A 25,180-nucleotide genomic window follows, 5' to 3' on the forward strand; every position below is an offset into this window, starting at 1 on the left:
GGTAAATATGTCTACTCAATCCCATATTAGTACAAACCAACAATATAACGCCTTTTCCGTACTGGTCGTTGATGATGAATTGGGCATGCAAGCCATTTTGAAAAAGGCATTGGGGAAGCTTTTCTCACATGTCGACACTGCTGGCAGCATCGAAGAAGCAGAGCAACTGCGTAATTCTCGACATTATGATCTGATTTTACTGGATATTAATCTGCCGGGGCGCTCTGGGATTGAGTGGGAAGAAGCGTTTGAAGATGACGACAAACGTGCCGATGTGATCTTCATGACGGGCTATGCGGATTTAGAGATTGCTATTCGCGCACTTCAACTTGGTGCTTCTGACTTTATCCTCAAGCCCTTCAACCTAGAACAAATGCTAAAAGCGGTCAGCCGCTGCATGGATCGTCGCTTGAACGAGCGCATGCAGTACGCCATGAAGCGCGATTACCAACGTCACAATACCTCCGAGATCATCGGTGGTTCAGAAAAAACGCGTCAGCTTAAGCAGCTTATTAACCAGTTTGCACCGTCGCGTGCTTCTGTTTTGGTGGAAGGTGAGTCGGGTACGGGTAAAGAGCTGGTTGCGCGAGGTATTCACCAAGCGAGTGGGCGAACGGGCCCATTTGTGCCAATCAACTGTGGCGCCATTGCGCCAGAGCTACTTGAAAGTGAGTTATTTGGTCATACATCGGGCGCGTTTACCGGTGCGAAAAAATCTCGTGAAGGTTTGTTCCGCGTAGCAAATGGCGGCACCTTGTTCCTCGATGAAATTGGGGAAATGCCACTTGCAATGCAGGCATCATTATTGCGTGTGTTAGAGCAGCGTACTATCCGTCCTGTTGGTTCAGAAAAAGAAATCAGCATTGATGTCCGTATTGTTGCAGCAACCAACCGAAACCTGCAAGAAGAGGTCAATCAAGGCAACTTCCGCAGTGACCTGTATTACCGTTTAAACGTTCTGAAAATTGAAGTGTGTCCTCTACGTGAGCGCAAAACCGATTTGTTTGAGCTCGTGCCATTTTTCAGCAATATGCTGACGCGCGAGCTCGGTATGCCTGCGCCCAAATGGGCACATGAAGATATGGAAGCGATGAGCGAATACGATTGGCCAGGAAACATTCGTGAACTGAAAAACTTGATTGAGCGATGCATTTTGCTTGGCAAACCGCCTGCGCATTATTGGCGGGAGCTAAATGGTGGACACTCATTGCCTAATGTGTCGATTACTGTTTCTCACTCTGCTGAACTACCGACATTTAAAGAAGGTAGAGAGTTCACCGGTGAGGGGTATCCAAACAACTGGACACTGAAAGAAGTCGAGAAAGCACATATAAAACAGGTCGTTAACTTGCACGAAGGCAACAAATCAGCCGCTGCTCGGGACTTAGGCGTGGCGCGTAAGACCTTAGAACGTAAGTATAAAGAATGGGATTCTGAGGATGAGGAATATGCCGACTAACGGCCCACAGCACAAAGGATTGTCGAAATGTACGCACCGTTTTAAAACCATGGTGCGTTATCGCTTATTATTTTTAACCTCCGCACCTATCTTCCTCACTTTGATAGCCCTGATCGGGATTACCATTTATTGGTCCATCCATTACACGTGGCAAAATGCACTGCTGGATGTTTCTGAACGTCTTGGTGTTGCGAATAACAGCGTAACGTTGTTACAGCAAAAGCAATCGAATTACGTACGTGCGTTTGCTGACTCGTACGATTTTCGCATTCGCATCAATCAAGGGATATCGCAAGATGAGCTGCAAAAGTGGGTCACTGAGCAGAAGAAACGATATGCTTTAGATTTTCTTTCTTTCCAACGCGTCAACTCGATGGAAAACAAATTCCGCTTTATGGATCTCACTAAGCGAGAATCGTTTTTTGATGTACTCAATAAAGAAGAACTCGAACGCCTCGATCCTGAACTCGCTAAACGAGCGGAAGTGCCTATTCTTGCTGATGGAGACAGGGAGGCGCGTGGGTTAGTCAGTCGAACCGTGATTCCTGTGTATAGCCAAACGAATGATTTGATCGGCTTTCTTGATGGTGGTTTGCTTCTCAATAACAGCACTGTATTGGTAGATCAAATTCGCGACTTAATCTATCTCAGCGATAATGATCGCCTTCGTCCGGTTGGCACATTGACCGTATTTCTTGATGATTTGCGTGTAAGCACCAACGTCCCTCTAGACAGCGAGCATAGGTTAGGGCGCGCCATAGGCACTCGCGTGAGCGCAGAGGTGTATAACCAAGTACTTTCAAAAGGTGAGCAGTGGGTTGACCGAGCCTATGTGTATGACGCTTGGTATATTACGGCGTATCAACCGATCAAAGACCAATACGACAACGTCATTGGTATGCTTTATACCGGTTACCTAATGTGGCCATTCGTTAAAGCCTACATGACCAACATTGCAGAAATTAGCTTGATTACGGTTATGTTATTGCTGGTTTCCGGCGTGATGGTATATCGCGGTTCTTATGATCTGTTTCGACCGATCGAACGCATCCATAAAGTGGTGAAGCAGGTCCAACAAGGAAAAGAAAAACGGATTGGTCCATTGGGCTTAGATGCAGATCATGAACTTACGCAGTTAGCCAGACAGTTTGATGATATGTTAGACGCGCTAGAAGAGCGCAAAATTGAACTGAAGAACTCCGCAGCGCAACTTGAATGCAAAGTTCAAGAGCGTACGGCAAGCCTTAGAGAAAAAACCCAAGATCTAGAGCTGCATATTCAATTGCTCAACCAAACTCGCGACAAACTCGTTGTTCATGAAAAACTGGCAGCACTGGGAGAACTCACCGCGGGGATTGCTCACGAAATTAATAACCCAACCGCCGTGATTCTTGGCAACGTAGAATTGATCCATTTTGAATTGGGTGACAATGCAAGTCGAGTACAAGAGGAGATTGATGCGATTCACGCGCAAATTGATCGTATCCGCAATATCACGCGCAGTTTATTGCAATACAGTCGCCAGGGTGGTGTTCAAGATGAAATCACTTGGCAACATGTCAATCCTATCATTGATGAAAGCATCACCTTGGTTAAAACTGGCACCAAGAAACGCGACGTCGAGTTTGTGGCTGACCTACAAGCACATACGTCCGTTGAGATAAACCGCCATCATTTGCTACAAATCTTAGTTAACCTGCAAATGAACGCTATTCACGCAATGAACGGCAAAGGCACGTTAACAGTAGTCAGTGAAGACTGGATTGAAGAGGGAGAAGTGAAAGGAGCCGCGATTCATGTTATTGACGAGGGTTGCGGTATTAAGCCAGAAAACTTGAATCGAATCTTCTCACCATTTTACACGACGAAGCGAGAGGGTACTGGATTGGGACTGTCCGTATCCCAAAGTATTCTTAGCCAAACGGGTGGTGAGCTAAAAGCCGAGTCGGAATGGGGAAAGGGCAGTAAATTCAGTATTTATCTACCTAAAAAAGCCGAACTGATCCTAGAGGTGACGAATATCGCTTAGTCACTTGTTGTAAGCATTACGGAAGAAAGAGCCAGTTATAATACTGGCTCTTTTTTGTATTCAATGACGCATTTGTGCTTGAGCTTTTTGCTTTGAACAAGCACTGCGATGGGTTCACTAGCGATGAATTAATAAAAACAACACTTGCAGTATGTAGCATGAACAAGTACCGTTGCCCGGTTTTTCTAAATACACCCCAATTGCTAAGGTAAAGGTTTTGATCTCCACAGCGAATATTACTCAACAATTCGGCGCTAAGCCGCTATTCGAAAACATTTCAGTTAAGTTCGGCGAAGGTAATCGCTACGGCTTAATTGGAGCTAACGGTTGTGGTAAATCAACCTTTATGAAGATCCTCAGCGGCGAGCTTGAGCAAACCAGCGGTAACGTGAGTTACGATCCAAACGAGCGCGTTGCAAAACTAAACCAGGACCAGTTCGCTTACGAAGAATTTACGGTAATCGATACCGTTATTATGGGTCATAAAGAGCTATGGGAAGTGAAGAAAGAGCGTGACCGTATCTACTCACTTGCTGAAATGAGTGAAGAAGACGGCATGAAAGTGGCTGACCTAGAAGTTCAGTTTGCGGAAATGGACGGCTACATGGCAGAAGCAAAAGCAGGCGAGCTTCTTCTTGCGGTGGGTATTCCAATGGAGCAGCACTTCGGCCTAATGAGCGAAGTGGCGCCGGGCTGGAAACTTCGTGTGCTTCTAGCGCAAGTTCTATTCGCAGACCCAGACGTTATGCTGCTTGACGAACCTACCAACAACTTGGACATGGATACGATCCGTTGGTTGGAAGACACGCTAAATGCGCGTAACTGCACCATGATCATCATCTCGCACGACCGCCACTTCCTAAACTCAGTATGTACGCACATGGCTGACTTGGATTACGGTGAACTGCGCATTTACCCAGGTAACTATGATGAGTACATGACGGCAGCTTCTCAAGCTCGTGAACGTCTATTAAACGACAACGCGAAGAAGAAAGCACAAATTGCTGAGCTACAAACGTTCGTTGCACGTTTCTCAGCAAACGCATCGAAAGCAAAACAAGCGACATCTCGTGCTAAGCAAATCGACAAGATCAAACTGGATGAAGTTAAAGCGTCTAGTCGTCAAAACCCATTCATTCGTTTCGAACAGTCGAAAGAGCTGTTCCGTAACGCTCTGATTGTAGAAAACCTAAGCCAAGGTTTCGAAGAGGACTTGTTCTCAGACTTCAGTGCAATTTTTGAAGTGGGCGAGCGCGTTGCGATCATCGGTGAGAACGGTGTGGGTAAAACAACACTTCTAAACACGCTTGCTGGTGTGCTTGAACCGCGTGCGGGTGAGTACAAATGGTCTGAAAACTCAAATATCGGTTACTACGCGCAAGACCACGCGCATGACTTTGCAGAAGACATGAACCTAACGGATTGGATGGGTCAATGGCGTCAAGAAGGTGATGACGAGCAAGTCGTTCGTGGTTTCCTTGGTCGTATGCTGTTTGGTCAAGACGACATTAAGAAGTCAGTAAAAGTACTGTCTGGTGGTGAGCAAGGTCGTATGCTGCTTGGTAAGCTGATGATGCACAAGCCAAACATGCTGCTAATGGACGAACCTACCAACCACATGGATATGGAATCGATTGAATCTTTGAACACCGCGCTTGAGCAATACAAAGGCACGTTGTTCTTCGTATCTCACGACCGTGTATTCGTAGACTCGCTAGCAACGCGTATTATCGAAATCCGCGATGGCAAGATCACGGACTTCAAAGGCACGTACTCTGAGTTCCTAAAATCTCGTGGCGTTGACGCGTAATTACTCGCGAAGCGTTTAAAAAGCAAAAGCCTCGCTATTTAGCGAGGCTTTTTATATTGGTCTTAATCCTTAAATTGACCGGTTATATACGCATATATGCCGACGACACCAAATGTAATGATCATTGAGAGCATGATGCCACTGGGCGTGAGCAAAAAATTCCACAGTTGGTCATTGTCCATAGTTCACATCCTTTGTGAATGAGCTGTAGTTAGCATCAATTAAAGCAAGCGTTGTATTGCTACAACACATGTTGCTATTTCTGACTTATATCGTTTAATTAAGCCTTCATAACGTGATGATTTACTTATCCCAATTGTTATAAGTTTACACGAATCGACGGTTTTGTATTATTTTCTCGTTAACGAGATGCACTTTCGCCTTTCACATCAAACTCAATCTTGTCGGCTCCGGTAAATACTTGGAAGCGTAAACCTTTTGCTCGCGCAATCGTCGTAATGCCAAATTGTTTCGCAAGATCTAACCCCATTTGAGTAACGCCAGAGCGAGAAAGCAGAACAGGAATGCCCATTTGGGCCACTTTAATCACCATCTCTGAAGTAAGGCGACCAGTTGTGTAGAAAATTTTATCTTCACCTGTTTCTTCTTTGAGCCACATCTCACCTGCAAGCGTATCCACTGCGTTGTGACGGCCGACATCTTCCACAAATGACAATACCTCATTGCCTTTGCAAACCGCACAGCCATGCACCGCGCCCGCTTTTTTGTAGGTGTCGTTGTAATGAGTCAACGCTTCTAGTGCGGAGTAGATTTCTGATTGCTTAAGCAGAACTTGAGGCACTTGGTAGTTCTCAAGTTGTTTCATCACATTGCCATACATGGTGCCTTGACCACAGCCAGATGTGACAGTTTTCTTTTTCAGAGCGCCTTCTAAATGTTCGGTATTTTCTTTAGTAATCACTGCTGCGGAATGCGTTTCCCAGTCAATAATGACGGATTCAATCGCTGCTGGATCGGACAGGAAGCTTTGGTTTTTCAAATAACCTAGTACTAACGCTTCTGGACGCGAACCTAGCGTCATGAGCGTGACTACTTCTTTCCAGTTCAGCATGACCGTAAGAGGGCGCTCGCACGCGATTTGCTTCGTGAGCTTTTCGCCGTACTCGTCGTACACATCGACTTCGATGGTTTGCAGGGGATTTTCACTGGTTTTAATAATATTTGGTTTCAGCACAGTCGTGTCCTAGTGATTAAGAGCGTTAGGTTGCTACGCATTTAGCTTGCTAAGTGGTTAGCAAAGCAAATCTCGTTCCAAAATAGCGGTTCCCACAAAAATTGCGAGGTTTTATGTCAACAATGCATTAAAACTGCGAGTTCGCAGTAATGACACATCAGTACATTTGAGTTTCGGCTAGTTTGGTACTTATAGCCAGAGGACATGAATAGGCTAAGATTTATCAGTGTGGCTCGTTTATTGCTTATAAGTCAATAAAATGGTCGAAAGTAAGGTCAAAGTGTCCTGATTGCTTTCAGACCAAAATAGAAAAACTGGGTGAGTTATGTCGGATAAGAAAGATTTCGAGAACAATTACTACGAGAAGACCGAAGACGCATGGCCAATTGGCGTAGAGCTTGTTGAGCATGAGATCAGTACAGGGATTTGGGTAACAACCCAATGGCAGTTGACGGGATTTGCGCTAAATCCGACGGAAGAGACTCCCGATGTTTGTCTGTTGCAATTACACAAAGACGAGCGTACAGACTACCGCTTTAACTTAAGCTCTCAGCAACCTAAACTTTTTTTAGTGATGGATAACGTCGAGTCTGGTGAAAAACCAGCGATACAGCTACTAACGGCTTCACAATCTGTCGCGGCGCAATATATGGATGGCGACAACCTTGTACTATCCAACGATATGCCGTTAGCCGTTCAGGCTTGGATGGAAGCCTTTATCGGTCGACACGGTGAGTTGTTAGAAGTAAGACGTAAGAAACGCAAAGGAGCGGGCAGAGCAAATGGCAACTAGTTTTTTAAGCCGTTGGTCGAAACGTAAATTAGAAGAATCTTCCCAACATGATGAAGAGATCACGCCGATAGCAGAGACGGAGCAATCCGAAGATAGTGTCACAGCGCTTTCAAACGCTGACGAAAGCTCAGACGCTTTGAACGTCAATGAGATTAGTCAGGCTCCAGACATTACCGCGAGTGTAGAGTCTGAAAAGCCCGAAGAAATGTCTGTAGCGCAACTGCTGGTTTCTGAAGCTTCAGAAAGCGTCAAGAAAGCCGCGCTGCGCAAAATGTTCTTGTCCGAAGAATTTAACGTGCGTGATGGCCTAGACGATTACGATGATGATTACAGTAACTTAAAGTCACTTTCTAAAGACGTCGCAGAGACGCTGCGTGATTGGGTTAAAGAAAAAGTGGAAGAAGAACCAGACGCTGCAACGACGCAAGGATCTGAACTTAACACTGACGATATCGCATCTGAGGTGGTTGAGGACGCAGAACCAAACGCCGAAAAAAGCGCCGAAATTACCCAAGATGACAATGTACTGTATATAAACACAGTTCCTGGTGAAAGTGATACTTTTACTGAGGAATCACCGCCTAACGAGGTGAGACAAAATATACCACACAAAGAATAGGTACATTTTGACTAAACACTCAATGAACCGGCTGGGACAAAATGTCTCAACCGGTTTTTTTATCCCTACTATTTGTCGGTAAAATATCTAAGTTATTGAATTTTAATTGATATTTTATTGGCATGACATTTGCTATTTGTTGCTCAATACCAATCTGGTTGAAGTTAGTACGGACGCACTGCGTAGTATTCATCGCCTATAGATGGCGGAATAAGAATGCTCATTGATAAGTTAATCAGCAGAACCTCCGGCGCTAACTACACTAAGAGATGGAAAAGACTATCCATGTTCATAAATGGAATTGAGCAATGCTGAAACAATTATTAGAACAAGCAACTTCCAATAACGGTAAAGCGAGGCTGTACGCTTTCGAAAATACCGTAGAGTTGACCAATCTTATTCCACCAACCGTAAGCTATGAAAGCGGAGGTAATACTTTGATTGTGGGTCCAACGGCAATCATCGAAAGTGCGGCAGCGCAATTGTCGCAAATGAACAGCCTAACACTGCTTTCTACCGATGGCGAAAAGGGAACAAATCCCGAGCTTTACTACGCCAATTCGGTTCAGGTTTCAGGGTTCTTAGGTACGTTTGAAGTTCTCATTGAAAATCACGGTTCGACCAACAATCTTGCCAAGGTCGCGATCAATAGCGATTGTTTCGATATCGTACTCGATCTTTGCCTAAACAGCTGCATGTCGGAAGAAGTACCAGTACCGGGCTACTACCCAGTTGGTCGTGGCTATCCGAAACTGGCTGAAGCGTTGGAAGAAATTCCAACCTTGATGGGGACATTCGATAAACCGAAATTCTTCCGTTTAGATACCGACCTATGTGCACACAGCTCTCGTGGCGTAAAAGGTTGCGAACGTTGTGTGGATGCTTGTCCGGCAGGGGCACTATCGAGTGAAGGCAGCGACAAAACGGGCCATCGCATCGAGATCAACCCATACCTGTGCCAAGGCGTGGGTACTTGTGCTACAGCGTGTCCGACAGAAGCTATTCATTACGCATTGCCAAACCCCGAAGATACACAAAAGTTTATTGAACGTACGCTAGCCAACTATGAGCAAGCGGGTGGTTTAGATCCTATCGTATTGATTTGTAGTTCTCGCCACGAGAGCTATAACGTGATGGCACTAAAAGCACTGCCAGATAATGTAATTCCAATTGTGGTGGAAGAACTGCCTTCGGTTGGTATAGATACTTGGTTTGCTGCGCTTGTGAACGGTGCTACTCAGGTGCTGTTTGCGGCTTCGCGTTTTATGCCTCAAACCATTATTCGTGTGCTTAATAGCGAAGTAGGTATTGCTCAAGAGCTGCTCGACCAACTTGGTATCGCCAAAGAAACCATCGACATTTTGTATCTAGAGTCATTACGTGAAGGTGCTCCGACACTTTGTACCGAGTCTTTTGATTTGGCATTAGGTGATTTGCAAGGTAACAAACGTCAGCGTCTATTTACGGCGTTGGATGCGTTGTCCGCATCACGTATTCCAGTTGAGAACATTGTTGAGCTTCCAGCGAACGCACCTTACGGCACAGTCTCTTGTGAAAATAAAGATTGTACGTTGTGCATGAGCTGTGTGGCGGTGTGTCCAACACGTGCATTGCATACGGACGGCCAATCTCCGTCGCTTAAATTCGTCGAGCAAGACTGCATTCAATGTGGGCTGTGCGAGAAAGCGTGTCCAGAGAAAGTGCTGACGCTTACTCCTCGTATGAACTGGGTGAAAGAAGAACGCCAGAAAGCGGTTGTGATTCATGAAGAAAAGGCAGCCGAGTGCATTCGCTGTCACAAGCCTTTTGCTCCGCAATCGATGATCGACATGCTGCAAAACAAGCTTCGTGGTCATTCTCATTTCTCTGATGAAGCCGCCATTAATCGCATCGCCATGTGTGAAGACTGTCGTGTGATCGACATGTTTGAGTCGATGGCTGCTGATCCAATGAATCAATTGAAATACTAGGAGCTCGCAGTGGATACACAACAAGAACAAACACTGAGAACGGACATTTATCTCGTTCTATCCGCACTTTTTCGTAGTGCGCCAAGTGAGGAAATGCTGGCGTTCTTGAAATCGCTAGAGATTGAACCGTCTGAGAGCGCGATGCAAAAAGCTTGGCTCGCACTGCAACAAGCCGCGAACGAAGCGCAACGAGAGGCGTTAGAAGAAGAATATCAAGATCTGTTTATTGGAATTGGACGTGGTGAAGTTGTGCCATTCGGATCTTGGCATCGCACTGGCTCGATGATGGAAAAACCGTTAGCGGAAATTCGTCGCGATTTGGAACTTTTAGGCATCGAACGAGAAGAGAACGTGAAAGAGCCTGAAGACCATATTTCTGCACTGTGCGAAGTGATGGCAATGCTGACGGGTGAAGAGGAAGAACTTCAACAAGCGGTGTTTAACAAACACATCGCCCCTTGGTTCCAATCTTTTACGCGCCAACTAGAGAACGCAGAAAGCGTGAACTTCTACAAGCCAGCTGCACAGCTTTGCGATGCATTTTTAACGTTAGAGCAAGTGCGCTTTAGCGTGAACACCAAAAGCAGTAAGAGCAAATTAAAAATTGATGTGAAAAACGTCACTGATTACGAGTAATTGAGCAGTACTTGGTCATATCGATAGAGAGGCATGAGTCTCCAAAGATCTACCGTAAGGTAAGGAAGCAATGATGAAAGATAATAAAGAAATAAACACAAGCCGTAGGGATCTCCTAAAAGGCTTCACAACCGCTGCCGTTGCTGGTGCTGTTGTTGCGGGAACCACGAAAGTGGCCGTTGCTTCAGAAACGGTTGAACCTTCTGAAAAAGACGTGAAGAAGAAAGGGTATCGTGAAACTCAACACATTCGCGATTACTACGACACACTTTAGGAGATAACGGATGAAACTTGTCAAACGCTCCGACAGTGTGAGCAAAGAAACGAACCAGCTTGGCGTATCTCGTCGTGCATTCATGAAAAACACTTCGCTTGCCGCTGGTGGCGCAGTGGTTGGTGCTAGTCTATTCGCACCGGGAATGATGAAAAAAGCGCAAGCAAAATCAGTCGATCCAGAAGCGAAAACAGAAGTAAAACGTACTATCTGTTCTCACTGTTCAGTGGGTTGTGGTATTTACGCAGAAGTTCAAAATGGTGTTTGGACGGGTCAAGAGCCTGCATTCGACCACCCATTTAACGCCGGTGGTCACTGTGCAAAAGGCGCCGCACTGCGTGAACATGGTCACGGTGAGCGCCGCCTTAAATACCCAATGAAGCTTGAAAACGGTAAGTGGAAAAAGCTTTCTTGGGATCAAGCGATCGAAGAAATCGGTAACAAGGTGATGGACATCCGCAAAGAGTCTGGCCCTGATTCGGTTTACTTCTTGGGAAGCGCAAAGCACAGCAACGAACAAGCGTACTTGTTCCGCAAAATGGCATCACTTTGGGGCACTAACAACGTTGACCACCAAGCGCGTATTTGTCACTCAACAACCGTGGCGGGTGTAGCGAACACTTGGGGTTACGGTGCGATGACCAACTCTTTCAATGACATGCACAACTGTAAGTCGATGCTGTTCATTGGTTCAAACCCAGCTGAAGCACACCCAGTAGCGATGCAGCACATTCTGATCGCGAAAGAGAAGAACAACTGTAAGATCGTCGTAGCGGATCCTCGTCGTACACGTACGGCAGCAAAATCGGATCACTATGTATCACTTCGTCCTGGTTCTGACGTTGCATTCATTTGGGGTGTGTTGTGGCACATCTTCGAAAACCAATGGGAAGATAAAGAGTTCATCCGTCAACGTGTATTCGGTATGGATGAAATCCGTGCTGAAGTGGCGAAGTGGACGCCAGCAGAAGTTGAGCGTGTAACAGGCGTAAGCGAAGAAGACGTTTACCAAACAGCAAAACTGCTTTCTGAAAATCGCCCAGGCTGTATTGTTTGGTGTATGGGTGGTACTCAGCATACTACTGGTAACAACAACACACGTGCTTACTGTGTGCTTGAGCTAGCGCTTGGTAACATTGGTAAATCAGGCGGCGGCGCAAACATCTTCCGTGGTCACGATAACGTACAAGGCGCAACCGACCTTGGCGTACTTTCTGACACGCTACCGGGCTACTACGGCCTTTCGGAAGGTGCTTGGCGTCATTGGTCAAAAGTGTGGGAAATCGATTACGAATGGATTAAAGGTCGTTTCGATGACAATGCTTACGGTGGTCAAAAACCAATGAACAGTGCGGGTATTCCTGTATCTCGTTGGGTGGATGGCGTACTGGAAAACAAAGACAACATTCGTCAACGCGAAAACATCCGTGCAATGTTCTACTGGGGTCACGCAGTGAACTCTCAAACACGTGGTGTTGAGATGAAAAAAGCGATGCAGAAGTTGGACATGATGGTGATTGTGGACCCATACCCAACTGTTGCTGCGGTAATGAACGACCGTACCGACGGCGTTTACTTGCTTCCTGCAACAACGCAGTTTGAAACATACGGCAGTGTTACCGCTTCTAACCGCTCTCTACAATGGCGTGATCAGGTTATTGAACCTTTGTTCGAATCAAAGCCAGACCACGAAATCATGTACCTGCTTTCGAAGAAACTGGGCTATTCAGATCTTCTGTTCAAAAACATCCGTGTTGAAAATAACCAGCCGGTGATTGAAGACCTAACGCGTGAATTCAACAAAGGCATGTGGACGATTGGTTACACAGGCCAAAGCCCAGAGCGTTTGAAAGCGCACCAACAAAACTGGCATACGTTCCACAAAACCACATTGGAAGCGGAAGGTGGCCCTGTCAACGGTGAAACCTACGGTCTACCTTGGCCATGTTGGGGTACACCGGAAATGAAACACCCAGGCACACACATTCTGTACGATACGTCTAAGACGGTTGCCGAAGGTGGCGGTAACTTCCGTACGCGCTTTGGTGTGGAATTCGAAGGCAAGAGCCTTCTTGCAGAAGACAGCTACTCGAAAGGCTGTGAAATCAAAGACGGTTACCCAGAATTCACTGACAAGTTGTTGAAACAACTTGGTTGGTGGGACGATCTAACTGCTGAAGAGAAAGCGGCAGCAGAGGGTAAAAACTGGAAGACTGACCTTTCTGGCGGTATTCAGCGTGTCGCGATCAAGCACGGTTGTATCCCATTTGGTAACGCGAAAGCGCGTGCGATTGTTTGGACGTTCCCAGACCGCGTACCACTGCATCGTGAACCACTGTACACACCACGTCGTGACCTTGTAACGGATTACCCAACTTGGGATGACAAAGATGCAATCTTCCGTGTTCCTACGTTGTATAAATCAATTCAAGAGCAAGACAAATCTGGCGAGTACCCAATCGTTCTGACTTCTGGCCGTCTGGTTGAATACGAAGGTGGTGGTGAGGAGACGCGTTCAAACCCTTGGCTTGCCGAGCTTCAACAAGAAATGTTTGTTGAAGTGAACCCGAAAGACGCGAACGATCTTGGCTTCAGAGATGGTGATGATGTTTGGGTTGAAGGTGCAGAGAAGGGACGCATCAAAGTGAAAGCGATGGTAACACGTCGTGTGAAACCTGGCTTGGCGTTCATTCCGTTCCACTTTGGCGGTAAGTTCGAAGGTGAAGATCTACGTCCTAAATACCCAGAAGGCACACAACCTTATGTTGTTGGTGAAGCTGCCAACACGGCAACCACTTACGGTTACGACCCTGTTACTTTGATGCAGGAAACCAAAGTAACCCTATGTAACATTCGTAAAGCGTAAGGAGTCTGACAATGGCACGAATGAAATTCCTATGTGACACCAAACGCTGTATCGAGTGTAACGGCTGTGTTACTGCATGTAAGAACGAAAACGACGATGCGCTTGAATGGGGCATCCAACGTCGTCGCGTTGTGACACTTAATGACGGTGAACCGGGTGAAAACTCCATCTCTGTTGCTTGTATGCACTGTACCGATGCGCCTTGTATGGCAGTTTGTCCAGCAGACTGTTTCGAACATACCGAAGACGGCATCGTTCTTCACAATAAAGATCTGTGTATCGGTTGTGGTTACTGTTTGTTTGCTTGTCCGTTTGGCGCACCTCAGTTCCCTAAACAAGAAGCGTTTGGCGAACGTGGCAAAATGGATAAATGTACTTTCTGCGCGGGCGGCCCAGAAACAGAGCCAGGCTCTGAGGAAGAACGTCAAAAATACGGTGCGAACCGTATCGCAGAAGGCAAGTTACCGATGTGTGCATCGCTTTGTTCAACCAAAGCGCTGCTGGCGGGTGACGCAGAGAAAGTCTCTGACATTTTCCGTCAACGTGTGGTAGAACGCGGCGCGAAAAACGCAGGTTGGACAGACGGAAACGATCTTTCTTACGATGCGACGAAAAGCTAAGTAAGGAGAGGCACATGTTAAACACGCTTAAACGTGCGTCTCTAGCAATGCTGTCAATGATGACGGCATTGCTGCTGACTTTCGCAATGCCTGCTTCAGCAGAGGAACAATCTTCTAAAGTTATTCAACAGGAGATCACGCAACTCGCCGGGGCAGACTATTGGCGCGAGGTCAGAGAGGGGCAAGAAGGCTACACCACGTCTCAATCGCCAGAACATGGCGTATTGATCAGTAAACCTGGTGAGACTTGGTACATTCTAAAAGAGAAATGGATGTCTCCTGCGGGTGCTGTCGCGATTTTCGGCAGTATTGCAATGGTAATCATGACTTACGTACTCGTTGGCCCTTTAATGCTTAGCAAGCCGCGTACTGGCAGAAAGATGAAACGTTGGTCTCGTTTAGACCGCGCGCTTCACTGGAGTATGGCGTTTACATTCTTAACGTTGGCATTCAGTGGTTTGATGCTGGTTTACGGTAAGCACTTCTTAAAACCGTACGTTCCTACTGAGTTCTGGGGCTTTATCGTCATGTTGGCGAAGCAGTACCACAATTACATGGGACCATTGTTCTTCATTTTGCTGATGCTCGTGCTCTTTAAATGGTGGCGCAAGTCGATTCCAAACATGACTGATGTTCGTTGGTTCATGAAAATGGGCGGTATGGTTGGTAAACACAAAGGCACACATCCGTCAGCTGGTTTCTCAAACGGTGGCGAGAAGGCAATCTATTGGTTATTGATCTTCTTTGGTGCTATCGCGGCAGTGAGTGGCTTAGTTCTAGATTTTCCTATCTTTGGCCAAACTCGCCGTGACATGGAGCTTTCTAACTTAGTTCACGCGATTTCGGCACTGATTCTAATCTGTGGCTTTATCTTCCACATCTATATTGGTCTATTCGGTATGGAAGGTGCGCTAGAAGGCATGGTGACAGGTGAAGTTGATGAAACATGGGCGAAAGAGCATCACGATCTTTGGTATGAAGAAGTGAAATCCAAAGAAGCGATGGGCGAAACAGATACGGCACAAACGGAAGCAAAAGGAGCGAAAGCGAATGAACAAACCTCATAACGGGATTTGGGTTGCGTACATCCTGAGCTGTCTGACTCCGTTTACGTTTCTGATCTCAGGCGTTATCGCAATTATCTATGCTGGTTACCGATTAGATAAGGGAGAAGACAGCGACGTAGTGATTTCTCATTACTACGGTTTAATTCGTACCTTCTTTCTCTACCTGACGTTTTTTGTTGTGTTGATCGTCACCGTCGCGACTTCTAATGGTGTACTCGTTGGCGTGAGTGATTATTGGTTGCATAGTACTTTGCTTGAAACCATCGCTTACTTTATTCCTTGGGTAGGGATGGTGTTTGCTGCATTAGCCATCTTGGTGTGGTTTATGCGAATGTTTCAAGGGATGCAGCAACTGCGCAATAACCAACCACACAGACCATCGACAGGTCCAAACCTTTAATCAGTATTCTTTAAGCAAAACCGCCGTAATAGGCGGTTTTTTTGTTGCTGTCATGTCTCAAATATGAAGCGCTGAGTCCCACAGGTGATACTTGATGCAACTTATTGAGTGAATTTACGTAACTGGGCAGAAAATCATAGTTAAGTAAGAAACATGTAAAAAAATCGCGTCGCGATGAGACATTAGTCTCACTCACGCTATTGTTCATTTACTCAGGATTCATCGTCCCGTTAAAGTACGCTGCGCTCAGAAATTCAAAGAGTTGCATACGTGAAAATTGCCATCAATACATTCAGTCTACGCATACAGAGGAATCTCTATCGGAGGATGTTTGATTAAGGCATCTTGCTCTCACAAATAAAAAGAGCGAAACGAGCATTAAATGATGCGGCAAGGTAAGAAAAGGACAAACACGTTACGGCTATGATCCCTCAATTCGTCATTCCTATCACGAATCGCTTTGGCGAAAGTTATCACTTCTCTGGTCAGTTACTTACTAGCGGCGAACCTAAAACATTCGTGACCAAACAAGAGGCAATAGAGTTTCTTGAGAGCTTTGGTGAGCTTGACCTTCGCTCTGTCGAAGACTTGTTCTATTTGATTGGTCAATTCAAGCCAAACATACCTGACGGTGAGCTTACTTCCCAACACTATAATTCAACGTTTGCTAACGCATTGGTGAACGGTGATTTGCTTGTCGCTCGAATTTTACCGACTGGAGAAAACTACGCACTCTCGTCAGCGGTTACGCCTCCACCGACTCAAAATACCGTCAATGCAAAACCATCGAAGGGAAAGGGGAAGTCGAATAAAAAGAGTGGCAGAAGTGCCGCATCCGCCAAGCCTCAGCAACAAAGCAGCGAAAAACATGAGAAAGCCGGTGATCCTGTATCACTTGTGACGGGTGAAGAAATTCTCGAACTCTATGATATCGAGCTACAACAAGGCACTACTTGGCAGCGTAATTATCGCTCTTCGCAGTCGGATGTAAATCATGGAATGGGCTTTGGTTGGCGACATGCATTTCAGTTTGAATTACGCGAAAAGACGGACGAGAAAGACAACGTTATCGCTTGGGAGTTTGTTGACGATAAGGCAGATATCACAGAATTTGAGCCAGTAGATATTGGAGCAACAAGTTACCAGATATACGCTGGTGCGAGCTGTTATTTCCTAAATTCAGCAACTCGGATCGTGACGCTCGCGAATGGGCATCAATATCGATTTGAACAGAAAGATGATCGTTGGCTTGTTAAACAAGTCAGAAATGGCACGTTTTCAACGTTTCAACTGCAGTATTCTCGAAACCATCGATTGATCGAGATTGCATACAACAAGCGTCCGGTTCTTGAATGTCAATATGATAAGCAAGGACGCCTTGTAGAACTGCTTAATGCAAAGTCCCAAAAAGTTCTGACAACTTATACCTATGATGAGCACGATGATTTGGTCAGTGCAACTAATCATTTGGGCTTGAAGGAACAGTATCAATACCGCGGCCATTTAATTGTTAAACGTGTACGACCAACTGGCTTTACTCATTATTTTGAATGGGATGGCGAATGTGCTAACGCGAAATGCATCAGGAACGTTGGGGACGCAGGAATTTATGACTATCGCTTCCATTATCAGGGAAATCATTCTTCTTATTCTGACTCGTTAGATCATCAATGGTCTTTCTTGCATGACGAGCAGGGTAACTTACTCGAGAAAATAAGCCCCACAGGTAAAACTTGGCGATGGCAATATGATGAATTAGGACGAAAAGCACAAGCTATCTATCCTGATCAGTCAACGGTCAATTATCAATATAATCAGCATGGTCAATTAGTTTCTAAGTTTCATTCCTCTGGCAAAGAAGTTCAATATGGTTATGACGGCTTAGGTAAGTTAGTTAAAACGGTTTCACCTGACGGGGATATCGAGAAGGCTTACTACAATAGCCTCGGTCAAAGAGTTTGGGATACCGATAAGTTCGGCTGTGTCACGGAATATGATTACGATAAACACGGTCAAGTCGTCAAAAAAGAGTCTGAAGATGGTAAGAAAAGTCAGTGGTGGTGGGATGAACAACAAAGACTTATCGCGAATGAAATAGACGGTACATTACTTCGTTACAGCTACAACGAAGAAGATCTGGTGAATGGCGTCGCTTATCCCGATGGGTGTATTGCTCAACTCGCTTATGATCAATTTGGCAGGCGTACATCAGTTCGTTATTTTAACGACGAAGACAAAGTCGGTTATAGCGAAGAATATTCTTACGATGAGCACAGCCGTGTTGCTCAGATTCGAACGCCAGCAGGCATTACCTCGTATCAGTGGGGAGCACTCGCGCAACAAGAAGCAGTCATCTTCCCCGATGGCAGCCATATTTCTTATGAATACGATAAACAACGTAACCTGACTAAATTAGTTCGGAGTGACGGCTTAGAATTCGAATTTCTGTATGACGATGAAGGCCAGCTATCAGGAACTGTCGGGTTTGATAATCTACACAGCCAATTTGATTATGACGATATGGGGCGGATCCATCGTAAGCAAGTCGCCGATAGGACTGTGCTGTACCGATATGACGCTGCGGGTTATCTCAAGCACGTCAAAGCAGGAAATGGTCGCAGTATTGTAGAGAACCACTTCAATTATACGTTTGGTGGGCGACTTACTTTCGCATTCAATCGCCATCAAACATTGCAATACCAATACTCTTCATTCGGGCATTTAACAAAGCGCATTCAAGGCCAGTTTGAGATAGCGCAGGAGTTTAACAGAGTTGGCCAACGCGTATCTCAGGTACTGCCAGATAATACGGAGCTGAACTTCTCTTATGATCGATATGGGCGTTTTTCAGCGATTCGATTTGGAAACCTAGATTTACCTCAAATCAAATTTCATTACGATGAAATGGGACGAGTTTCCCAAATTAAAACGGAACATTTTAATGAGCGCATCATTTATGATGGTGTTGGTCGTTTGGTTGAACAACATTGGCCAGATAGAGAGAAAAAGTACGTTTACAACGCACAAAACCGCATTTCATCAATCATTGATAATACGGCAGGAGCAACGCATTATCAGTACGATGCCTTAGGGCAACTGAAACGAGTCAATGCTTCCGGAGAAGTGACTAAGTTTGAATACGATAGTTTTGGCAATCCTACTTTGCCAACTTCAGAGGTATTCGCTGATCGTATTGAAGTACACGATGGTGTCCGGTTCAAATATGACGCGCAAGGAAACCAGACAAAACGTGAGGGGCAAGGACAAGTTCAGACTCGAGTGTTTGATGCGTTAAATCAGCTCATTGAAGTTCACACCGACGATGTCATCAGTCAATATGAATATGATGCTCTAGGGCGCAGAACGAAGAAAATTACACAAAAAGGCGTTACAGAGTTCTTGTGGGAAGGTGAACGTTTAATTGGTGAACGCTCTTCAGGTGCTTTCCGCTGGTACCTATATCAACCTGAAACCTACACGCCAGTGGCACTGCTAGAAAATGACGTTATTTATTGGTACCAGTGCGATCAAGTTGGTAAACCAGAGCGACTAATCGATTGCGAAGGGAATGTTGTATGGAGTGCAAGTTACGATGCTCACGGTTTTGCTCATGTACATATTGAAAATGTAGCAAATCCATTGCGTTTTCAAGGGCAGTACTTCGATCGAGAAACCAACTTACATTACAACCTCGCTCGGTATTACGACCCTAAGCTAGGACGTTTTATCCAACAAGACCCGATATCTATTGCTGGTGGCATTAACCATTACCAATATGCAGTCAATCCTATCCAGTGGATTGACCCAACAGGTTTCCTTTGTGAAGAAGGGCTAAAACGCTTACAGCAAATGCTGACTGAGTATCAGGCGCAAAGCGATGTCCCCCAAGAGGTTTGCGATCAGATTTTAGAAGCTGCAAAAGAGTCATCCGTCGGAGAAGATGGTGTTCGCTCGCAAGTCAAAATCCGCAAACCCAAAGGTAAAAATCATATTCGATATGAATACGATTTAGACCATATTGATTGTGAGAGAAACGAGATTACTTTTTATCGTCATATCAATCATTCAGATGGCAGCAGACACGAAGTGCAGTATGTTGTTGGGATTGAGGAATTTGTAAATGCGCATGTTTTTGACTCAGAGAAAGTCGGTGGAGATGAAAGTTGTACTATCTTAACCGAGGAGCTAGTGCTTAATGAAGCGGATTACAAAGAGAACTCAAAATTCAACGATAATGATAAATACAAACTCTCTGAAGAGTGTAAAGAGAAGATTGAAGAGTGTTTAGTGGAACGTCAAAAGGCAATGGACGCTCGGACTGGTCAAGATGGATATAACGGGCAAATAGGTAAAATCAATAAACAATCGGCAAAAATTGGTGAATTGGCGGCGGATGATTTTGTTCGGAGTAAATGTCCTAATGCTAAGCTAATTCATCCCAAAGATATTGGAACTTCAATTTCGAAGCCGGGCGACTTTGATATGGTTTATGAGGTGGAAGAGCCACCACCAGGTGAAATTATAATTGTTGAGGCCAAAGGAGGGAGCAGCCCGCTGGGCAGCCGCAAGATTGGAAATATGGCATATCAACAAGGGACAACGGAATACACTGCAGAAATCACCAGGCTAATGTCGAAAAATAAAGAAGGAACGACTGAAAAAATAACAGCAAGAAAAATTCAACATGCAGCTTCGTTCGGCATACCTATTCGATATATACATACTCAAACAAGCATCCCTGAAAGTGGAAATGCCTCAGACGTAATAGTAGATGCGGCAGAGTTTAAAATTGATTCCAAAGGACTAATTTAAAATGCAAAGTAAAGTTGTAGAACGCAAAGCAAATCCTGAGTTGAGTGAAAGTGGAGTTTCTTCTGAGAAAGAATTTATCAATAAGATATTAGATCAGCGCAAAGAAGGTCTTAAAATCAGGCGAGAAAACTTGGTTAGTTTTGGTGATTTTGCCATTGACCAGGTTCGCTGGTATACATGGTTTCAAACTTCACATGAAGACGAACAAATTTGTACATTACGTCTTTACGAAACTTCATTAATGGGGGCTTGTTATCATAGACTTGCTATGAATCCCAATGATGAACTAACTATAAAGATTCTCGACTATCCTGAAGTAAAGTGGGACGGGGAAGGTATTTTAAAAACGGGGTGCATAAATCCTAATAGATGGATTGATATGTATTTCATATCGACAATTGTGCGTGATAGACCAAGTTTAGACGCATTGGCGAACTTTCCAATTTCTTTGATGAGGCAGAGCTCTACCAAAGCGGGTGAGCTGTCTTATATGTTAGTAGACGTCATTCAGTCGTTCCATCACCGTACAGCAGACTACCCTGATAAACTGGTGGCCGCGATGGACGCGGCAGTTGCTCAGGGTGATGATTGGGCGTTAGAAATCGCCATGGGTATTTTGGAAACTTTTGCTGCCCTGACAACTGACATCGGTTATGACTTTGAAGAAGTACTCATTAAGAACCTTCAGTTCCAAGAGAAATACCAAATGAGGCTCGATAAGCCAGAGGACTTGATTTCTATAGAAACTTTCATCTCTTTCCCTTTGCTTGGTATGGCTTGTATGTGGTACGACAAAGGCAATCGTTTATCTATTGAAACCGGTTGGCTTCCTCCTTATCTCGTTGAGGGGCGCTGGTTAGAGGATGTAAAAGCAGGGAAGTTCACTCGATAAACTCCTTTAGTTAGCAATTCAGTATATAAGCCACCTCTCATGAGGTGGCTTTTACGTTTTGTTGAGTTATATAGTGCGCATTATGTTGGTGCACTAAAACCATATTGGTGCATTTATTAGCGTGTTAAGCACCATTTCAAGAATGCATAATTTTATTAAAGTTCATACAAAACAATAAATTAAAGTGTAAGTGTTAGAAATGTAAATTATGGAATGAGAATTGCTCTGTTAGACGCTCTATAAACTAAGTTCACCAAATTGGTGATGAGCCTAACTTTGATGCACAGGATAAGTGCGCTACAGATCAACGGAGACAATCATAATGAGTGTAACTGCCAATCAGGTACACGGCGCTGTACAAACTCTCACGCAAAGTTCCGACACACTTTTCTTACTACTTGGCGCAATCATGGTTTTTTTGATGCATGCTGGTTTCGCTTTCCTTGAAGTAGGAACCGTGCGCCAAAAGAACCAAGTTAATGCTTTAGTTAAAATATTGGCCGATTTCGGTATATCCGCCATCGCGTATTTTTTTATTGGATACTGGGTCGCTTATGGCGGCACCTTCTTTGCTGATGCAGAGACATTATCTCAAGGCAATGGTTACGAGTTAGTGAAGTTCTTTTTCTTGCTGACCTTCGCTGCAGCGATTCCCGCTATTGTTTCAGGTGGTATCGCAGAACGAGCTCGTTTTTATCCGATTCTAATCGCAACATTTTTTACTGTCGGCATCGTATACCCGTTATTTGAGGGAATAATCTGGAACGGAAACTTTGGTGTTCAAGCTTGGTTTGAAAGTACCTTTGGTTATGGCTTTCACGACTTTGCAGGTTCAGTCGTTGTACATGGTGTTGGCGGCTGGATAGCGTTGGTTGCCGTTGTGTTTTTGGGCATGAGAAAAGGCAGAGTTCGAGCAGGAAAGCATACCAACTTTGCACCTTCGAATATTCCGTTTTTGGCTTTGGGAGCTTGGATCTTATGTGTGGGGTGGTTTGGCTTCAACGTCATGTCAGCTCAAACCGTGTCAGGCATAAGTGGCTTGGTGGCTATGAACTCATTGATGGCAATGGTCGGAGGCATTGTCGCGTCATTGTTGGCTGGTAAGAATGACCCCGGCTTTATTCATAATGGCCCACTGGCTGGCTTGGTTGCTGTATGTGCGGGTTCAGACTTAATGCATCCTATCGGTGCTTTAGTGACAGGTGCGATTGCTGGCGTGCTATTTGTTTATCTTTTTACCTACCTACAAAACAAAACCAAGATTGATGATGTGCTAGGGGTTTGGCCTTTACACGGTTTATGTGGCGCTTGGGGTGGTATTGCTGCGGGGATCTTTGGTCAAAGCGCGTTGGGTGGGCTAGGTGGCGTGAGCATTATTGTTCAGCTTCTAGGAACGCTTTTGGGCATTTCCATCGCTGTGCTTGGGGCACTTGCAGTCTACGGCGCGATTAATACCAGTATGGGACTAAGGCTTTCAGAAGAAGACGAATTCAATGGCGCTGACCTAGCCATTCATAAAATATCTTCGACCAACGAGGATTGAGGCCAATATGGGAGCGGCGTAAAGCCGCTCTTTTAGCAATTGCCTTTTTTTGCTTGGCCAGGGGGACAGAAATCTCCATTACCACGATGGTTATCGTCATTGGTGCTGACTCTTACTTTTACGTCGTCCACTTCGCCTTCAACATTGGTTAGTTGGCAACCTGCTAAAGTCGTAAGTAATATAAGCGCTAGAGATACTTGTCTCATTGCTGTTCCTCTTAAATTGTAATTCTAATAGTGACCATTACGACCATGGTCTAATCCATATTACTACTGTTGCTATTCTTTCAGTGTTAAGCTAATGAAAAAACAGCAAGGATGAGTTATGAATTTCCCTTATAGAAATATTGTAGTACTTACTGGTGCAGGTATCTCGGCCGAATCTGGTATTCAAACATTTCGTGCGCAAGATGGCCTTTGGGAGAATCACCGTATTGAAGATGTAGCAACACCTGAAGGGTTTGCTCGCGATCCGGACCTTGTTCAAGACTTTTACAACCAACGCCGCAAGAAACTTCAAGACAATGCTATACAGCCTAATGCAGCGCATGAAGCATTGGGTCGTCTAGAGTCTGAGTTAGAAGGTAAAGTGACGGTCATCACTCAAAATATAGACAACCTTCACGAAAGAGGCGGTAGCCATAACGTCATTCATATGCACGGTGAGCTTTTAAAAGCGAGATGCAGTGAATCAAACCAAGTTATAGAACATAGTGAGGACATTAAGACTGGTGAGCTTTGTCATTGCTGTCAGATCCCTTCACAAATGCGACCACATATTGTTTGGTTTGGTGAAATGCCACTGCGAATGGGGGATATCTACGCGGCTTTAGAAGAAGCAGATTTATTTATTTCTATCGGAACTTCTGGCGTCGTATATCCCGCAGCAGGTTTTGTTCATGATGCAAAAATGCATGGCGCGCACACCATCGAAATTAACCTCGAGCCTAGTGCGGTAGAAAGTGAATTTGAGGAAAAACGCTACGGAAAAGCAAGCGTCGAGGTTCCAAAATTAGTTGACGAGATACTGGCTCTAGAAGGAAAAGAAAGAGCGTAATAATTCTCACAGAGGAGAGCTTTTGTCTTGTCATTAAGAACAAAAAAAGCGGCTCATGAGCCGCTTTTTCATATCTTTAAAACTAACGAATTAGTTGTTCACTTTTAGCTTTTGGAAGTACTCATCGTACATTACGCTCGCTTCGCCAACTTCATCTTGCCAAGTACCGCTGTCCATCACTTCTTGTGGTGGGAAGATGCTTGGATCGTTAGCAAATTCTTTCGGTAGCAGTTCGTGTGCCGTTTTCACTGGAGTAGGGTAACCAATCTCTAGTGCGATCTTAGCTGCGTTTTCTGGGCGCAGTAAGAAGTCAATCATCTTATGAGCCGCATCAACGTTCTTCGCGCCAGCTGGAATTGCCAGGCTGTCCATCCAGAAGATCGTTCCTTTTTCTGGCCAGATGATGTCGATGTTCGCGCCTTCTTGACGAGCCATGTAAGCAGAACCATTCCAAAGCATACCAAGTGAAACTTCACCCGCTAGGTAAGGGTTTGCAGGAAAGTCTGAGTTAAATACTAATACGTTTGGCATTAGCTTTTTCAGTTCTTCGTAAGCGGCTTTGATTTCTTCTGGGTTAGTCGTGTTTGGTGAGTAACCAAGCTTAGTCAATGCAATGTGGAATACTTCGCGAGAATCATCCATCAACATTAGTTGACCTTCCCACTTGCTATCCCAAAAATCATCCCACTTAGTAACAGATGATTTGTCTAGCATGTCAGCATTGATACCAATACCTGTCGCACCCCAAATGTAAGGGATAGAGTAGTTGTTGTTCGGATCGAACGGCTTGTTAAGGAAGTTAGTATCAAGATCGGCAAAATGAGACAATTTCTCTTTGTCGATCTGTTGCAGCATGCTTTCTTTACGCATTTTAGAGACGAAATAGGTAGACGGTACTACCAAGTCGTAACCAGAACCTTGGGTTTTAAGTTTTGCGTACATACTCTCGTTAGATTCATATGTAGAGTAAATAACTTTGATTCCAGTTTCTTTTGTAAAGTCTTCAAGAACTTCGTTTGGAATGTATTCCGACCAGTTGTAGAAATACAGTTCTTGATCAGCAGCCATTGCAGGGGTAGCGATGAGCGTCGCTGCACATAGAGCGCTTGCGTAGAATTTACTTTTCATTTGTTTTCCGT

At 44.9% G+C, this 25,180-nt stretch carries 19 protein-coding genes; 16 read left to right on the forward strand and 3 right to left on the reverse strand.

Going from position 1 to position 25,180, the window contains the following annotated elements:
* Window positions 1–7: 7 nt before the first annotated feature.
* The 3 genes from NDJ01_RS13240 (at window position 8) to NDJ01_RS13250 (ending at window position 5,298) form a co-directional block, all read left to right on the forward strand.
* Window positions 8–1,459 (forward strand): sigma-54 dependent transcriptional regulator, encoded by a 1,452-nt coding sequence (locus tag NDJ01_RS13240; protein ID WP_005396186.1) that lies wholly within the window; start codon window positions 8–10, stop codon window positions 1,457–1,459.
* Entirely contained in the window at window positions 1,449–3,488 is a 2,040-nt protein-coding gene (locus NDJ01_RS13245; protein ID WP_258586829.1) for a cache domain-containing protein, read from the forward strand. Before NDJ01_RS13240 ends, NDJ01_RS13245 begins: the two co-directional genes overlap by 11 nt.
* Before the next feature lie 217 nt (window positions 3,489–3,705).
* Window positions 3,706–5,298 carry an ABC-F family ATPase gene (locus tag NDJ01_RS13250; protein ID WP_005396183.1) on the forward strand — a complete coding sequence of 531 codons (1,593 nt, stop codon included), beginning with the start codon at window positions 3,706–3,708 and terminating at the stop codon, window positions 5,296–5,298.
* Between the two features lie 361 nt (window positions 5,299–5,659).
* Here the strand turns inward: NDJ01_RS13250 and NDJ01_RS13255 are convergent, their stop codons facing one another.
* A complete protein-coding gene (locus tag NDJ01_RS13255) occupies window positions 5,660–6,493 on the reverse strand; it encodes a formate dehydrogenase accessory sulfurtransferase FdhD (protein ID WP_170891431.1) in 834 nt (277 codons plus the stop codon).
* Window positions 6,494–6,818: 325 nt separating this feature from the next.
* Between NDJ01_RS13255 and NDJ01_RS13260 the strand changes: the two genes are divergently transcribed.
* From NDJ01_RS13260 to NDJ01_RS13315, 12 genes are all read left to right on the forward strand, one after another.
* Entirely contained in the window at window positions 6,819–7,286 is a 468-nt protein-coding gene (locus NDJ01_RS13260) for a DUF3305 domain-containing protein (RefSeq protein WP_025499918.1), read from the forward strand.
* Window positions 7,276–7,905, forward strand: coding sequence for a DUF3306 domain-containing protein (locus NDJ01_RS13265; RefSeq protein WP_258586830.1), 630 nt, complete (start codon window positions 7,276–7,278; stop codon window positions 7,903–7,905). Before NDJ01_RS13260 ends, NDJ01_RS13265 begins: the two co-directional genes overlap by 11 nt.
* A gap of 308 nt (window positions 7,906–8,213) precedes the next feature.
* A complete protein-coding gene (locus NDJ01_RS13270) occupies window positions 8,214–9,875 on the forward strand; it encodes a 4Fe-4S dicluster domain-containing protein (RefSeq protein ID WP_020903769.1) in 1,662 nt (553 codons plus the stop codon).
* A gap of 9 nt (window positions 9,876–9,884) precedes the next feature.
* Window positions 9,885–10,511, forward strand: a complete 627-nt coding sequence (locus NDJ01_RS13275; RefSeq protein WP_024703673.1) for a molecular chaperone — start codon at window positions 9,885–9,887, stop codon at window positions 10,509–10,511.
* A gap of 73 nt (window positions 10,512–10,584) precedes the next feature.
* Window positions 10,585–10,785 carry a twin-arginine translocation signal domain-containing protein gene (locus NDJ01_RS13280; RefSeq protein ID WP_005396171.1) on the forward strand — a complete coding sequence of 67 codons (201 nt, stop codon included), beginning with the start codon at window positions 10,585–10,587 and terminating at the stop codon, window positions 10,783–10,785.
* A 10-nt stretch (window positions 10,786–10,795) separates the two neighbouring features.
* Window positions 10,796–13,651: a formate dehydrogenase subunit alpha gene (locus tag NDJ01_RS13285; protein WP_005453899.1), complete on the forward strand. Its 2,856-nt coding sequence runs from the start codon at window positions 10,796–10,798 to the stop codon at window positions 13,649–13,651.
* 11 nt (window positions 13,652–13,662) lie between these two features.
* Window positions 13,663–14,271 (forward strand): formate dehydrogenase FDH3 subunit beta, encoded by a 609-nt coding sequence (fdh3B, locus tag NDJ01_RS13290; RefSeq protein WP_042522964.1) that lies wholly within the window; start codon window positions 13,663–13,665, stop codon window positions 14,269–14,271.
* A gap of 14 nt (window positions 14,272–14,285) precedes the next feature.
* Complete coding sequence (locus tag NDJ01_RS13295) at window positions 14,286–15,338, forward strand: formate dehydrogenase subunit gamma (RefSeq protein WP_258586831.1); 1,053 nt, start codon at window positions 14,286–14,288, stop codon at window positions 15,336–15,338.
* Window positions 15,322–15,738 carry a membrane protein gene (locus NDJ01_RS13300; RefSeq protein ID WP_012841836.1) on the forward strand — a complete coding sequence of 139 codons (417 nt, stop codon included), beginning with the start codon at window positions 15,322–15,324 and terminating at the stop codon, window positions 15,736–15,738. The genes NDJ01_RS13295 and NDJ01_RS13300 overlap by 17 nt, the downstream gene beginning before the upstream one ends.
* A 423-nt stretch (window positions 15,739–16,161) precedes the next feature.
* Window positions 16,162–20,550, forward strand: coding sequence for an RHS repeat-associated core domain-containing protein (locus NDJ01_RS13305; RefSeq protein WP_258586832.1), 4,389 nt, complete (start codon window positions 16,162–16,164; stop codon window positions 20,548–20,550).
* A 1-nt stretch (window position 20,551) separates the two neighbouring features.
* The gene (locus tag NDJ01_RS13310) at window positions 20,552–21,442 is read left to right on the forward strand and encodes an immunity 49 family protein (protein WP_258586833.1); all 891 of its coding nucleotides are present in this window, start codon (window positions 20,552–20,554) and stop codon (window positions 21,440–21,442) included.
* 322 nt (window positions 21,443–21,764) lie between these two features.
* On the forward strand, window positions 21,765–22,985 hold the full coding sequence (locus NDJ01_RS13315; protein ID WP_258586834.1) for an ammonium transporter: 1,221 nt from the start codon (window positions 21,765–21,767) through the stop codon (window positions 22,983–22,985).
* A gap of 32 nt (window positions 22,986–23,017) precedes the next feature.
* On the opposite strand, the gene NDJ01_RS13320 is transcribed toward NDJ01_RS13315, so the two are convergent.
* Window positions 23,018–23,191: a hypothetical protein gene (locus NDJ01_RS13320; RefSeq protein WP_012841833.1), complete on the reverse strand. Its 174-nt coding sequence runs from the start codon at window positions 23,189–23,191 to the stop codon at window positions 23,018–23,020.
* A gap of 118 nt (window positions 23,192–23,309) precedes the next feature.
* Between NDJ01_RS13320 and cobB the strand changes: the two genes are divergently transcribed.
* Window positions 23,310–24,041 carry a Sir2 family NAD+-dependent deacetylase gene (gene cobB, locus NDJ01_RS13325; RefSeq protein ID WP_258586835.1) on the forward strand — a complete coding sequence of 244 codons (732 nt, stop codon included), beginning with the start codon at window positions 23,310–23,312 and terminating at the stop codon, window positions 24,039–24,041.
* Window positions 24,042–24,131: 90 nt separating this feature from the next.
* Here the strand turns inward: cobB and NDJ01_RS13330 are convergent, their stop codons facing one another.
* Entirely contained in the window at window positions 24,132–25,169 is a 1,038-nt protein-coding gene (locus tag NDJ01_RS13330; RefSeq protein ID WP_005396470.1) for an extracellular solute-binding protein, read from the reverse strand.
* Window positions 25,170–25,180: the final 11 nt, after the last annotated feature.

The organism is Vibrio sp. HS-50-1 (assembly GCF_024747315.1).
GTDB lineage: Bacteria > Pseudomonadota > Gammaproteobacteria > Enterobacterales > Vibrionaceae > Vibrio > Vibrio diabolicus.

Bases quoted from the DNA above. Each gene is read 5' to 3' on its own strand.
- NDJ01_RS13240 (WP_005396186.1), top strand. From the start codon at position 8: ATGTCTACTCAATCCCATATTAGTACAAACCAACAATATAACGCCTTT.
- NDJ01_RS13245 (WP_258586829.1), top strand. From the start codon at position 1,449: ATGCCGACTAACGGCCCACAGCACAAAGGATTGTCGAAATGTACGCAC.
- NDJ01_RS13260 (WP_025499918.1), top strand. From the start codon at position 6,819: ATGTCGGATAAGAAAGATTTCGAGAACAATTACTACGAGAAGACCGAA.
- NDJ01_RS13265 (WP_258586830.1), top strand. From the start codon at position 7,276: ATGGCAACTAGTTTTTTAAGCCGTTGGTCGAAACGTAAATTAGAAGAA.
- NDJ01_RS13270 (WP_020903769.1), top strand. From the start codon at position 8,214: ATGCTGAAACAATTATTAGAACAAGCAACTTCCAATAACGGTAAAGCG.
- NDJ01_RS13280 (WP_005396171.1), top strand. From the start codon at position 10,585: ATGAAAGATAATAAAGAAATAAACACAAGCCGTAGGGATCTCCTAAAA.
- NDJ01_RS13285 (WP_005453899.1), top strand. From the start codon at position 10,796: ATGAAACTTGTCAAACGCTCCGACAGTGTGAGCAAAGAAACGAACCAG.
- fdh3B (WP_042522964.1), top strand. From the start codon at position 13,663: ATGGCACGAATGAAATTCCTATGTGACACCAAACGCTGTATCGAGTGT.
- NDJ01_RS13295 (WP_258586831.1), top strand. From the start codon at position 14,286: ATGTTAAACACGCTTAAACGTGCGTCTCTAGCAATGCTGTCAATGATG.
- NDJ01_RS13300 (WP_012841836.1), top strand. From the start codon at position 15,322: ATGAACAAACCTCATAACGGGATTTGGGTTGCGTACATCCTGAGCTGT.
- NDJ01_RS13305 (WP_258586832.1), top strand. From the start codon at position 16,162: ATGATCCCTCAATTCGTCATTCCTATCACGAATCGCTTTGGCGAAAGT.
- NDJ01_RS13310 (WP_258586833.1), top strand. From the start codon at position 20,552: ATGCAAAGTAAAGTTGTAGAACGCAAAGCAAATCCTGAGTTGAGTGAA.
- NDJ01_RS13315 (WP_258586834.1), top strand. From the start codon at position 21,765: ATGAGTGTAACTGCCAATCAGGTACACGGCGCTGTACAAACTCTCACG.
- NDJ01_RS13320 (WP_012841833.1), bottom strand. From the start codon at position 23,191: ATGAGACAAGTATCTCTAGCGCTTATATTACTTACGACTTTAGCAGGT.
- cobB (WP_258586835.1), top strand. From the start codon at position 23,310: ATGAATTTCCCTTATAGAAATATTGTAGTACTTACTGGTGCAGGTATC.
- NDJ01_RS13330 (WP_005396470.1), bottom strand. From the start codon at position 25,169: ATGAAAAGTAAATTCTACGCAAGCGCTCTATGTGCAGCGACGCTCATC.